Here is a 12560-nt window from a genome sequence, read left to right as displayed (position 1 = left end):
CAGGTGTTGGGGGGGTGGGGGGGGGGGGGGGGGGGGGGGGGGGGGGGCCCGCCACCCCCCCCCCCCCCCCCCCCACGACCCGGGCTTGACCAGGGCCGAAGGCTCCTTTCACCGCATTAGACGCGACGAAGGGAGCCTTCAGTCCACCATCGGCCCGCCCGAGAACACGCCACGTTTGACCTTCGGCTCAATAACCCTCATTAGCACTCACGCCCCCCTGCAGAACCGTACACAAAGGAATCAATCGGACACCCAATCGCCGGAAGATGTCCTTTGTGGACACTGAAGCCCTGTCTGCACCCCGCGCGGATACGGGGAAGCCCCCTTCGCTCGCCTTTCTCCTCCGTATTTAGTCCTCTGAATGCGGAGAGGGTTTGACAGCCGCCTCGGACTCTAGTATTCCGGAATTACGGAAAACAAGAGGGAGGGTGTTGACCATGCTGACGAGACGTCATCTGCTGGCGGGCGCCGCCGCGGGGTCGGCCGCGCTGCTGCTGCCGGGAACCGCGAGCGCGGCCGCGCCGGACACGACGACCGAACAGGGCTGGCTCGATTGGATCGCCGCACACCGGCGTGATGTCTCCGTCCTGATCGACGACGGCGCCGGCCGCCGCGCCGCGCGCAACCCCGACGTCCGGCGGGTGATGGCGTCGTCGATCAAGGTCGTGCACCTGAGCGCGTACGCCGTCGCGGTCGCCGAGGGCGGGCTCGACCCGAAGGAACAGATCCGGGTGGGCGACTGGGACGCCCACCACCCGTTCGCGGGCGACGGACGCGCGCATCTCCAGGCGCTCAAGTGGCTCGGCATCCCCTGCGACGACTACGGCATCGCCAAGGACCCCGAACAGCGTGTCCCTCTGATCAGGCTCGCCGAAGCGATGATCCTCTTCAGTGACAACGCCGCCACGGACTATCTCCGCACCCGGCTCGGCGATCCCGCCCTTCAGCGCGCGGCGGCATGCGGCGGCTGGCTCCGGCCGGACACGCGTTCGCTCGGCGGCGAGATCCTGATGCTGGTCATGCCGGAGTACGCGCCACCGCCCGGCAGCCCGGTCGCCGTCCGGCGGGCGATGGGTGACGCGGTCGCACGCCGGTTCGTCCGCGATCCGGCGTTCCGCGCCGAAGTGCTCGAACGCTGGCCGGACGTGACGAGCGACCCCGACGAGGTGTGGCGGTGGTTCAAGGGGCACGGCCAAGGCTCGGCGACGGATCTGTTCGCGCTGCACCGGAGTATCGCGAACGGGCTGTACCGACCCGCGCGCGAGATCCTGGCGCGGACGGTCCCCGACCGCGTGCCCGCTGGCGCGAGCGAAGTGCTCTACAAGGGCGGGAACCTGCCACGCTCACTGACGATGGGGCTTTCCGTCCGCTGGCCGGGCGGGCGTTCGGGCACCGCCGCCGTCCTGCTCACCGGTGTGTCCGATCAGGACACCGCGAACGCCTCCTCGCTCCTCGACGCGTTGATCGCGGCGCTGTCCGATCCGGCGCGCTTCGCCGCCCTGGAACGAGCGCTCTGCTGAGGCGAAGGTATAGATAGCCGGTATGGACGCTGAGCTCGACGGCCGGATCGCCGCTCTCGAAGCACGGGTCGCCGCGCTCGAAGAACAGAACAGTCAGCACCAGGCCGAACCGCCGGCGAGCCCCGGCGGGCTGGTCGGCTACCACGGCGAGCTGACCGAGCCCCTCGAACTGAGCTGGGCGATCAACATCACGCCCGGTCCGATGCTGGGGTTCGCGGACGGGCCGCGGGTCGAGGTGCTCGCGGCCCTGTCCAGCACCGCGCGGGTGGCGCTCGTGCGGACGCTGGCCGAGAAGGGCGCGCAGACCGCGCCCGCCCTGCAGGAGGCCGCCGAACTCGGGTCGCCCGGCCAGCTGTACCACCATCTCAAGGCGCTGACCGGCGCCGGGATCGTCGAGCAGGACAAGCGCGGCAGCTACCGGCTTCGTCCCGCCGCGACGATCCCGGTGCTGGTGCTGCTCACCGCCGCGTCGGACGTCGCCGGGCAACTGAAGAACCTGAGCGTGCGACCGGATCGCGGATAGGACACGATCGGATCATGCGAGTTCTGATCGCGGGCGCGAGCGGACTGATCGGCACCTCCCTGACGACCCGGTTACGCCGTTCCGGGCACGAGGTCGTCCGCCTCGTCCGCCGGGAGGAGCGGGCGGCCGACGAGCGCCGCTGGGATCCTCCCGCCGGGGAGATCGCCGACGGCGCGCTCGACGGCGTCGACGCCGTCGTGAACCTCGCGGGCGCGCCGCTGTTGCCCGGACGCTGGAGCGCGGCCCGCAAACAGGTCCTTCTCGACAGCCGGGTCGAACCGACGGAGGTCCTCGCGGAAGCCGTGGCCGAACACGGGATCCCCGTGCTGGTCAACGCTTCCGCCGTCGGCTACTACGGCGATCCCGGTCCGTCCCTTGTGGACGAAACGAGTCCGGCGGGACGTGGTTTCCTCGCCGGGCTCTGCACGGCTTGGGAAGGCGCCACCGAGACCGCGGCCACCGCCGGCGCCCGGGTCGTGCGCGTCCGCACCGGGCTGGTGCTCGCGCGCGAGGGTGGGCTGCTGGACGTCCTGCGGCCGCTGTTCCGCTTGGGGCTCGGCGGAAAACTCGGCGACGGCAAGCAGTACATGCCCTGGATCTCGCTCGAAGACGAGGTCGGCGCGATCGTTTTCGCGCTGGAGAACGAATCGCTGTCGGGTGCGGTCAATCTGTCGGGGCCGCAGCCCGCTACGAACGCCGCCTTTACGAAGGCGCTGGGCCGCGCCGTGCACCGGCCGGCGATCTGGCAGGTGCCCGGTTTCGCCATGAAGATCGCCCTCGGGCAAGCGGCCGAGGAGATGGCGCTGTTCGGGCAGCGTGCCCTGCCGCGTGTGCTGGAGGAGGCGGGATACGCCTTCCGCCATCCGACCCTCGAGGACGCGCTGGCCGCCGCGACATGACCGCGCAGCGCGGGCTGTACACCCTCACCGGATTCCTGCTGTTGGTCGGCTTCGTCACACTCGGGCTGTCCGTCGACGAGCGGCCGCCGCCGGTGGACGTCGCCCTCGCCGACATGTTCCGCGGCCAGCACACCCAGGCCGCCGGACAGGTGGCGGGCGTGATCACGAACGTCCTCGGCCCGGTCTTGCCGTTCGCGCTGGGCGCGGTGCTGGTGGTGCTCGCCTGGCGACGCCGGGACCTGACCGTGTTGTGCGTCAAGCTGGCCGTCGTCCTCCTGCTGTGCCGGATGACCAGCCTGATCGCGAAACCGGTGTTCTACCGGGAGCGGCCTCGCGAATTCCCCGATCTAAGCTATCCGAGCGGACACGTGGTCGCCGTCGCGTGCACCGGGTTCGTCGCGGTGCTGCTGTGCGCGTGGGCCCGTCCGCACCTCGCGCGCCCGGCGATCACGATCGCCGCCGCCGCGACGGTGCTCGGCGCGCTCTGCCGCATCGTGCTGGGCGTGCACTGGCTGACCGACACCGCGGGATCCGTGCTCGCGGTGGGCGGCGTCGGCCTGATCTCGGCGGCCGCCCTGGGCCTGCTCCCCCTGCCGAAAGACCCGGCGTAGTGTCGCTGACGTGAGCTCTTCGACCACGTCATGCCGTGCCGCCACCGAGCCCGTCGACGTCCGCGAGATCGGGACGATCGACTACACCGAAGCCTGGGAACTCCAGCGCCGGCACGTGACAGCCCGTGCCGACGGCGAGGGCCCGGACACCATGCTGCTGCTGGAACACCCGTCGGTGTACACGGCGGGCAAGCGCACCGAAGCCGAGGACAGGCCGACCGACGGCACGCCGGTGATCGACGTCGACCGCGGCGGCAAGATCACCTGGCACGGGCCCGGCCAGCTGGTCGGGTACCCGATCATCAAACTCGCCGATCCGATCGACGTCGTGCATTACGTGCGGCGTCTCGAAGAGGCCCTGATCACCGTCTGCGACCAGCTCGGCGTGCACACCGGCCGGGTCGAGGGCCGCAGCGGCGTCTGGATCCCCGCCGACGACCGCGGCGTGGAGCGGAAGATCGCCGCGATCGGCATCCGCGTGCAGCGCGGCGTGACCATGCACGGTTTCGAACTGAACTGCAACGCCGATCTGGGCGCCTTCGACAAGATCGTCCCGTGCGGCATCCGGGACGCGGGCGTGACTTCGCTTTCCTACGAGCTCGACCGCGAGGTCACCGTGGCTTCGGTGCTGCCGATGGCGCGTGAAGCCGTGCTCGCGGCGCTGGAAGGCGATCTGCCGGTGAGCGACGAGCGCTGGCTGCCGCGCCCCGAAGCGCCGGCCGCCCCCGGTGTCACCTTCGCCCTGCAGAACTGAGCCCGTTTGTCCGTGAAGGCCTCCTTGAAGGACCCAGAGTCCCTCAAGGAGGCCTTCACGGACCGGGCCTTCACGCGCAAAGCTTCAGTCCAGCTGAGGGGCGACCTCGGAAGCGATCAGCTCGATCTGGTCCAGATCCGAGAGGTCCAGCAGCTGCAGGTAGAGCCGGGTGATGCCGGTCTTCTCGCGCCACTGCCCGACCTTCTCGACGACCTCCGACGGCGTCCCGGCGAGCCCGTTCTCCCGCAGCTCGGACACCTCGCGCCCGAGCACCGAAGCACGCTTCGCGACCTCGGCGTCGTCACGTCCCACGGCGACGACGAGCGCGGCCGACCGGATGATCTCCTTGGGGTCGCGGCCGATTTCGCGCGCGGCGTCGTCGACCCGGCCGAACTGCTCGGCGGCGAACTCCGGGCCGACGAACGGCAGGTTGAACTCGTCCGCGTAACGAGCGGCGAGTACCGGGGTGCGCTTCTTGCCGCCGCCGCCGATGATCACCGGCGGCCGGGGCCGCTGCGCGGGCTTGGGCAGGCCGGGCGAGCCGGCGAGCTTGTAGTGCTCGCCGTCGAAGGAGAACGTCTCCCCCTCCGGCGTCTCCCACAGGCCGGTGACGACCGCGAGCTGCTCGGCGTAGCGGTCGAAACGCTCCTTGATCGGCGGCAGATCGAGGCCGTAGGCGGTGTGCTCGTCGTCGTACCAGCCCGAGCCGAGGCCGAGTTCGACCCGGCCGCCGGACATCTGGTCCACCTGCGCGACCGAGATCGCGAGCACCGACGGATGCCGGAAGGTGGCGGCGGTGACGAGCGTGCCCAGCCGGACGCGGCGGGTCTCGCGGGCGAGTCCCGCGAGGGTGATCCACGCGTCGGTCGGCCCCGGCAGCCCGGTCGCCGAACCCATCTTCAGGTAGTGGTCACTGCGGAAGAAGGCGTCGTAACCCGCGTCCTCGGTGGCCTTCGCCACCCGGAGCAGGTCTTCGTAGCTGGCCCCCTGCTGGGGCTCGGTAAAGATCCTGAGGTCCACGCCGCCACCCTATAGACGCGGCGATCAGCTCGCTTTCCCTTGCTCAGCGGGCGGAACACGGCGGAACCCGACGAGCAGCCGCACCAGGACCTCCTCGACCTGGGCGCTGACCTTCTTCGGCTCCGGCGAACTCGCGATCTCGATCGCCGCGCTCGACAGCGCGCCGAACAGCAGCCGCGCGGTGACGTCCACCGGGACGTCGTCGACCTCGCCGACCTCGATGAGCGACTGGATCCCGGTGCGGACCAGGCCGAAGCTGCACCGCTCCTCCGCCTCTCGCCAGCGCTCCCAGCCCATCACCACCGGCGCCTCGTGGATCGCGATGCGCTGGTACGCCGGGTCGAGGCAGCTCTGCAGGAAGCCTCGCAGCCCCGACAGCGCCCGCTCCCACGGCGAGGCCGGGCCGTTCATGATCTTTTCGAGCCGGTCGAAGACCTGGCTTTCGACGGTGTCGAAGGCAGCCTCGAACAGCGCCTGCTTGCCACTGAAATGGTGGTAGAGCGCGCCTTTCGTCACCCTGGCCCGCTTGGCGATCTCGTCGAGAGACGTGCCGGCGTACCCGCGTTTGGTGAACAGCTCCACGGCACTCTCGACGAGTGCCGACCGGGTGGACTCGGAATAGTCCAGCCGCCTTGACCTCATTGTCGCCACCTTCACAACTTTACGCCGCCGGTCCCGCTCCATACCCATGGTATGTTGGCTGCTGTCAGGTCCGTACCGGGAGTATGCCGCAAACCTGCGGTATGAACCGGGTCACGGAGGGGAGCCCACATCATGAGCTGGAACGACTTCTACCAGCGGCGCGACATCCTCGAAGCCGCACTGCGCCAGGCGGGTCACCACCCGTCCGACGCGATCTCACTCGAAGAAATCCCCGGCGCCACCAAGTACTTCGCGACCGAAGAGGAGCTTCTGGTCGCGCTTCGGTACAAGTGGAACCAGGTGTTCGCCGGTCACCTCCGCGCCGAGATGACCGATCCGGACTACGCCGACCAGGACCTCGCGCTCGACAGGGTCGAAGCCGTCACCCGCGCCTGGAACAGCGCCACCGCCGAACACGAGACCCTCCGCGCCGTTCTCGACGCGGCCCTCGAGCGGTGCCCCGCGCTGATCCCGTCGCACGAAGCCGAACTGCGCACTCTCGCGCTGACGGCGGGGCTGGCCGACGGCGACGAACCGGCCGACGAGATCACCCAGGTCGGCAGCGCGTTCGCCACCCTGCTCCGGCACGGGCGGCACGCGAAACCCGCCCGCCGCCGCAGCCCCATGGGTCACCTGCTCCGGTTGCTCGCGCCGAGCGCCTGATCCGGCGTAGCGGCACGACCGACGATGTAGTTAGGTGACCCGCATGGCTGCTCACACGCGCTGGACAGAGGCCGACATCCCGGATCAGACCGGCCGGACGGTGTTCGTCACCGGCGCGAACTCGGGGCTCGGGTTGCGGATGTCCGAGGTGCTCGCGGGCAAGGGGGCCCGCGTGCTGCTCGGCTGCCGGTCGCCGGAGCGTGGCGCCAAGGCGCTGGAGCAGGTGCGCGCGGCCGCGACCGGGGAAGCACCCGAGCTCGTCCGGCTGGATCTCGCCGACCTCGGCTCGGTCCGCGAAGCCGCGAAGAAGGTCCAGGAACTGACGGACGACAAGCTCGACGTCCTGGTCAACAACGCGGGCGTGATGGCGACCCCGCGCGGCCACACCAAGGACGGTTTCGAAACCCAGTTCGGCACGAATCATCTCGGGCACGCGGTGCTGACCTGGCTGCTGATGCCGTCACTGCGCAACGGCTCGGGAGCGCGCGTCGTCACCCTGTCGAGTGTCGCGGCGACGGGCGCGCGCATCGACGTCGCCGACCCGAACTTCGAACGCCGGATGTACAACCCGGGTTCGGCCTACGGCCAGTCGAAACTCGCCAATCAGGTGTTCGCGCTCGAACTCGACCGCAGGCTGCGTGCCGCGGGCGAGGACGTCATCAGCGTGGCCGCGCACCCCGGCTACACGTGGACCGGGCTCGGTTCGGGGATGGCCCGCTCCTACCGCAACCCGGTGGTGCGCGCGCTCGTGGCCGGCGGCAACCGGATCGGCGAGATCTTCATCGCGCAGAGCGCCCGTCAGGGCACGCTCCCGCAACTGTTCGCGGCGACCGCTCCCGAGGTCGAAGGCGGCGACTACATCGGCCCGCGCGGGCTCGGCGGGCTTCGCGGCGCACCGGTCAAGGTGCGCCCGCTCGCCGCCGCGAGGAGCGAATCGCTCGGCGTCGCGTTGTGGGACGTGACCACCAAGTTGACGGGCGTCACCCCCGACCCCGCGTGAGCGGCGGCCACTACTCCGGCGGGCGTAGGGTGGCTGTGTGAGTGCTGCCCCAGATGGCCGCAAGCTGTTGCGGCTCGAGGTCCGGAATTCCCAGACTCCCATCGAGAAGAAGCCGTCGTGGATCAAGACCCGCGCGCGGATGGGTCCGGAGTTCACCGAACTCAAAGGCCTGGTGCGCCGCGAAGGCCTCCACACCGTCTGCGAAGAAGCCGGTTGTCCCAACATCTACGAGTGCTGGGAAGACCGTGAGGCCACGTTCTTGATCGGTGGGGACCAGTGCACGCGGCGCTGCGATTTCTGCCAGATCGACACGGGTAAGCCGGCCGAACTGGACCGCACGGAGCCGCGCAAGGTGGCCGAGAGCGTGCAGGCCATGGGCTTGCGCTACTCGACAGTCACCGGTGTGGCGCGTGACGATCTCGAAGACGGCGGCGCGTGGCTGTACGCCGAAACCGTGCGTCAGATCCACGCACTGAACCCGGGAACCGGTGTCGAGCTCCTGATCCCGGACTTCAACGCCGACCCCGACCAGCTCGCTGAGGTCTTCGGTTCCCGCCCCGAGGTGCTCGCGCACAACGTCGAGACCGTGCCGCGGATCTTCAAGCGCATCCGTCCTGGTTTCCGCTACGCGCGGTCGCTGGAGGTCATCACCAAGGCCCGCGAAGCCGGTCTGGTGACGAAGTCGAACCTGATCCTCGGCATGGGCGAGACACCCGAAGAGGTGGCGCCCGCGATGCAGGACCTGGTCGACGCGGGCTGCGAGATCCTCACGATCACCCAGTACCTGCGGCCCTCGCCCAGGCATCATCCGGTGGACCGCTGGGTCAAGCCCGAAGAGTTCGTCGAGCACTCGAACGCCGCCGAGGCCATGGGCTTCGCCGGCGTCATGGCCGGGCCGCTGGTCCGGTCGTCCTACCGTGCCGGACGACTCTTCGCGCAGACCAAGGCCCGCCGCGGCGAACCGCTGTCGGAGAACCTGGCGCACCTCGCCGCCGAAGGGACCGCGGCCCAGGAGGCCAGCTCGCTGCTGGCTCGGTGACTCCGGTCACCCTCTTCGCGACATCGCCACCCACCAGGTCACGAATCAGTAAAGTGACCTGGTGGCGTTGGTAACCGATCTTCTGAACTGGCTGCAGGGACTCCCGGAACCGGGACTGGTCGCGGCGACCGGCGGACTGGTGTTCGCCGAATGCACCATCGGGCTCGGCTTCATCGCTCCCGGTGAATCGGGGCTGCTGGTCGCGGCCACGACGGCGACGTCGGTCTCGCGCTTTCTGACCCTGTGGGCGGTCGTGACGGTCTGCGCCGCACTCGGTGACTCCCTCGGCTACGCGATCGGCAAGCGTTTCGGCCCGCGTCTGCGCGAGACGAAGCTGATCCGCAAGTACGGCCTCGACGCCTGGGACAAGGCGACGGGCGTGCTCGAACGCCGCGGCGCGTGGGCGGTGTTCTTCGCCCGGTTCCTCCCGGTGATCCGCACGCTGACCCCGGCCGCGTCAGGCACGTCAGGCCTGCCCTTCCGCAAGTTCCTGCCCGCCGCCGCGGCGGGCGCGGCCTGCTGGTCGGCCATCCACATCGGCATCGGCGCCGCGCTCGGCGAGGCCGCCAAGAAGGTCGAAGGCGCGCTCAACACCGGCGGCCTGGTCATCGTCGGCGTACTCGTCGGTGCCGCCGTGTTCTTCCTGCTGCGCTACAAGAAGAAGAAAGCGCTCGCCGTCACAGCCGAAGAAGCCACCCCGGCGAAGATCGGCGCGGGCGACTAGATTCCGGGCATGGCCGCCCTGAACCTGCCCCAGCCGATCGGTTTCGTCCTCGGCGGAGGCGGCAGTCTCGGGGCGATGCAGGTCGGGATGCTGCGGGCCCTCACGGAAGCGGGTATCGCTCCCGACCTCGTCGTCGGCACCTCGGTGGGTTCGCTGAACGCCGCCGTCCTCGCCCTCGGGGACGAATCGAGCGACCGGCTCGACCGGATCTGGTCGCGGATGACGCGGCACGAGGCGTTCCCCGGCGGCGTGCTCAGCCAGGTGCGGACCCTGCGGCACAGCAAGACCAACCTGTTCCCCAACACCGGGCTCGCCGCGATCGTCGACGAGCACATCGGCGAGGGCGTCCGGTTCGAAGATCTCGCGCTGCCGCTGGGCGTCGTCGCGACGGACGTCGACACCGCCGAGCCGCTGCTGATCCGTTCCGGGCCCGTCCTGGCGCCCCTGCTGGCCAGCTGCGCGATCCCGGGGATCTATCCGCCGGTGCCGTTCGGAGAACGCATGCTCTACGACGGCGGCCTGGTCGCCAACGTGCCGATGCGCCAGGCGCTCGCCATGGGCGCGAAGTCGCTCGTCGTCCTCGACTGCGCCTTCCCCGGCAAGATGCCCGGCACTCCGCAGACCTTCGCCGAGGTGATGATGTTCACCGCGATGATCAGCATGCGGAACCAGGCGGTCTTGGAGGCGCCGATCGCCGCGGCCGAAGTGCCCGTGATCTACGTGCCGGGGCCGAAGCCGGTGCGGGTCAGCCCGCTGGACTTCAGCCACACCGCGACGCTGACCGCCGAAGCCTACGACGCCGCGAAGACCTATTTGGGTGAATTGAGCGTGGATGGCCCCGGTCTTTATGGTGCCCCAGGTCTTGTCGTGGCGTGACAGGCAACCATCCGGCATCGATCACGTCTTCTTCGTCGCGTACTTTTGAAAGAGAACTTTCCGCTGTTCGAGCGACGTAAAAAGAGACCTATATGTTCCCCAAGAAGACATTACTTTCGACGGCCGGAATACTCGCCGCGATACTGCTGATCTCGGCATGCTCGTCCTCCGGCGACTCAGGTACTTCGAATTCCTCCGGCACCGACTCGGGGTCGGCAGAAAGCCCGGTTTCGGTGACCATCGATCCGGCGGGCGGCACGAACGTCAATCCGGCGACTCCCGTGGTGGTCAAAGCCGAACACGGCAAACTGATCGACGTCACCGTCTCCAACGCCGACAAGGGCAACCAGGTGAAGGGCGAACTGGCGAGCGACGGGCTCAGCTGGAAGACCACCGAACCGCTCGGCTACGGCAGCACCTACAAGATCGTGGCGCACGCCAAGGGCACCGACGGAAAGCCTGTCGAGCAGCAGAGCAGGGTTTCCACGCTGAGCCCGAAGCAGCAGGCGAACCCGAACCTGATCCCGGCACCCTCGGCGGTCGCGTCCGGTGGTGTCGGCGTCGGGCAGCCGATCGTGTTCTCCTTCGGCCAGCCGGTGAAGAACAAGGCCGATGTGGAGAAGAAGCTGGCCGTGGAGTCCACGCCGAAGCAGGAGGGCTCCTGGTACTGGATCGACGACAAGAACGTCCATTACCGGCCCAAGGTGTATTGGCAGCCGGGGACCACGCTCAAGGTGTCGGCGATGATCTACGGCGTCGATTTCGGCAATGGCGTGTACGGCGCGACCGACCGGACCGAAACGTACAAAGTGCACGATTCCTGGGTCGCGAAGGCCGACGGCAACACCGAGCAGATGCAGATCTTCCACAACGGCCAGCTCGCGAAATCGATGCCCATTTCCATGGGCAAGGACGCCACGCCCACCCATTTGGGCGCACACGTCATTTCGGACAAGCACGAGAATTACACGATGGACTCGTGCACGTACGGCGTCTGCCAGGGCCAGCCGGGGTACTACAAGTCGAACGAGAAGTGGTCGCTGCGCATCTCCAACGACGGCGAGTTCGTCCACGAGAACCCGAACAGTGTCGGCGCGCAGGGCAGTTCGAACGTGTCGCACGGCTGCATCAACCTCAACGCCGCCAACGCGCAGTGGTTCTACCAGAACCTGGGGCTCGGCGACGTCGTCGAGGTGACCAACTCCGGCGGCCCGCAGCTGCCGGTGTGGGACCTCTACGGCGACTGGTCGAAGTCGTGGGCGGACTGGCAAGCGGGCAGCGCGCTCAAATAGAGGCATGATGGGCCGGTGACCAGCACGCTGAGCACGGCCCGCTCACTCGTGGCCGGCGCCGGCCGGGTCGTCGCACTGACCGGCGCCGGGATCTCCACGGATTCGGGGATCCCCGACTTCCGCGGCCCGCAGGGGCTGTGGACCCGCGATCCGGCCGCGGAGAAGATGTCGAACCTCAAGGCGTATCAAGGCAGCCGTGAGGTCCGGGAACGGACTTGGCAGGCGCGGCTGGTGCATCCCGGCTGGGACGCCGTGCCGAACGCGGCGCACTACGCGCTCGAGCGCCTGTCGCCGACACGGATCATCACCCAGAACATCGACGGGCTGCACCAGAAGGCGGGCTCTCCGCCCGAGCGGGTGCTGGAACTCCACGGGACGATGTTCGAGTCCGAGTGCCTGTCCTGTGACGATCACCGGGACATGCGCTCGACGCTGGAGCGCGTCCGGGCGGGCGAATCCGATCCAGCCTGCCTGGTGTGCGGCGGCATCCTGAAGTCGGCCACGGTGTCGTTCGGCCAGCACCTGGACCAAGACCTGCTCCGGGCCGCGCGGGCCGCCGTCGCGGACAGCGATCTGCTGCTGGTGGCCGGGTCTTCGCTGAGCGTGCAGCCTGCCGCCTCACTGGTGAGCGTCGCTTCCCGGGCCGGCGCCGCCGTGGTCATCTGCAACGGCTCCGAGACGCCCTACGACTCCATGGCTTCCGCCGTCGTCCGCGGCCCCCTCGCCGAAACCCTCCCCGCCCTGACCCCATAACCCCACCCCGTAACTCGCGTGTCCAGCCTCGTCATTCGCGTGTTTGAACGCGTAACTCGTCTGATCACGCGAGTTACGTCTCTGGACACGCGAATGACGTGCTCAATCACGGGTGTGACGGGTTTCGGGCATGAGAAAAGGGTCCAGGCCCCGGGAGAACTCGTGGTTCTCGACCGGGGCCTGGACCCTTCTTTTCTAATGTTAGTCCGGCGGTGTCCTACTCTCCCACAACCCTTCGGTTGCA

General features: G+C 68.9%; 14 protein-coding genes. 12 read left to right on the top strand and 2 right to left on the bottom strand.

The genetic code is table 11. From position 1 onward, the window contains the following. Nucleotides 1-437 precede the first annotated feature (437 nt). The 5 genes from ACIRGA_RS38865 to lipB are packed head-to-tail and all read left to right on the top strand — an operon-like array spanning nt 438 to nt 4307. Nucleotides 438-1520: a serine hydrolase gene (locus ACIRGA_RS38865; protein WP_400951732.1), complete on the top strand. Its 1083-nt coding sequence runs from the start codon at nt 438-440 to the stop codon at nt 1518-1520. Nucleotides 1521-1542: 22 nt separating this feature from the next. After that, nucleotides 1543-2043 (top strand): ArsR/SmtB family transcription factor, encoded by a 501-nt coding sequence (locus ACIRGA_RS38860; RefSeq protein WP_400951727.1) that lies wholly within the window; start codon nt 1543-1545, stop codon nt 2041-2043. A 14-nt stretch (nt 2044-2057) separates the two neighbouring features. Continuing rightward, on the top strand, nt 2058-2942 hold the full coding sequence (locus ACIRGA_RS38855) for a TIGR01777 family oxidoreductase (RefSeq protein ID WP_400951723.1): 885 nt from the start codon (nt 2058-2060) through the stop codon (nt 2940-2942). After that, a complete protein-coding gene (locus ACIRGA_RS38850; protein WP_400951718.1) occupies nt 2939-3553 on the top strand; it encodes a phosphatase PAP2 family protein in 615 nt (204 codons plus the stop codon). Before ACIRGA_RS38855 ends, ACIRGA_RS38850 begins: the two co-directional genes overlap by 4 nt. Before the next feature lie 10 nt (nt 3554-3563). Beyond that, nucleotides 3564-4307, top strand: a complete 744-nt coding sequence (lipB, locus tag ACIRGA_RS38845; RefSeq protein WP_400951712.1) for a lipoyl(octanoyl) transferase LipB — start codon at nt 3564-3566, stop codon at nt 4305-4307. A gap of 84 nt (nt 4308-4391) precedes the next feature. Here the strand turns inward: lipB and ACIRGA_RS38840 are convergent, their stop codons facing one another. Beyond that, nucleotides 4392-5327, bottom strand: coding sequence for an LLM class F420-dependent oxidoreductase (locus ACIRGA_RS38840; protein ID WP_400951709.1), 936 nt, complete (start codon nt 5325-5327; stop codon nt 4392-4394). A gap of 24 nt (nt 5328-5351) precedes the next feature. Then, nucleotides 5352-5969: a TetR/AcrR family transcriptional regulator gene (locus ACIRGA_RS38835; RefSeq protein WP_400951706.1), complete on the bottom strand. Its 618-nt coding sequence runs from the start codon at nt 5967-5969 to the stop codon at nt 5352-5354. A 132-nt stretch (nt 5970-6101) separates the two neighbouring features. On the opposite strand from ACIRGA_RS38835, the gene ACIRGA_RS38830 reads away from it, so the two are divergent. The 7 genes from ACIRGA_RS38830 (at nt 6102) to ACIRGA_RS38800 (ending at nt 12316) form a co-directional block, all read left to right on the top strand. Further along, a complete protein-coding gene (locus ACIRGA_RS38830; protein WP_400951702.1) occupies nt 6102-6632 on the top strand; it encodes a hypothetical protein in 531 nt (176 codons plus the stop codon). Between the two features lie 43 nt (nt 6633-6675). Further along, complete coding sequence (locus tag ACIRGA_RS38825) at nt 6676-7632, top strand: oxidoreductase (protein WP_400951698.1); 957 nt, start codon at nt 6676-6678, stop codon at nt 7630-7632. A 37-nt stretch (nt 7633-7669) separates the two neighbouring features. Further along, nucleotides 7670-8671, top strand: a complete 1002-nt coding sequence (lipA, locus tag ACIRGA_RS38820; protein ID WP_400951694.1) for a lipoyl synthase — start codon at nt 7670-7672, stop codon at nt 8669-8671. A gap of 61 nt (nt 8672-8732) precedes the next feature. Beyond that, nucleotides 8733-9395, top strand: a complete 663-nt coding sequence (locus ACIRGA_RS38815) for a DedA family protein (protein ID WP_400951690.1) — start codon at nt 8733-8735, stop codon at nt 9393-9395. A gap of 9 nt (nt 9396-9404) precedes the next feature. After that, nucleotides 9405-10271: a patatin-like phospholipase family protein gene (locus ACIRGA_RS38810; RefSeq protein WP_400951686.1), complete on the top strand. Its 867-nt coding sequence runs from the start codon at nt 9405-9407 to the stop codon at nt 10269-10271. Nucleotides 10272-10363: 92 nt separating this feature from the next. After that, on the top strand, nt 10364-11563 hold the full coding sequence (locus ACIRGA_RS38805; RefSeq protein WP_400951682.1) for an Ig-like domain-containing protein: 1200 nt from the start codon (nt 10364-10366) through the stop codon (nt 11561-11563). Nucleotides 11564-11578: 15 nt separating this feature from the next. Next, the gene (locus tag ACIRGA_RS38800; protein ID WP_400951677.1) at nt 11579-12316 is read left to right on the top strand and encodes an SIR2 family NAD-dependent protein deacylase; all 738 of its coding nucleotides are present in this window, start codon (nt 11579-11581) and stop codon (nt 12314-12316) included. Nucleotides 12317-12560 lie beyond the last annotated feature (244 nt).

The organism is Amycolatopsis sp. NPDC102389, from assembly GCF_044765885.1.
Taxonomy (GTDB): domain Bacteria; phylum Actinomycetota; class Actinomycetes; order Mycobacteriales; family Pseudonocardiaceae; genus Amycolatopsis.
Note: the sequence above shows the minus strand (reverse complement) of the source record. Positions and strands in the feature narration are given on the sequence as shown.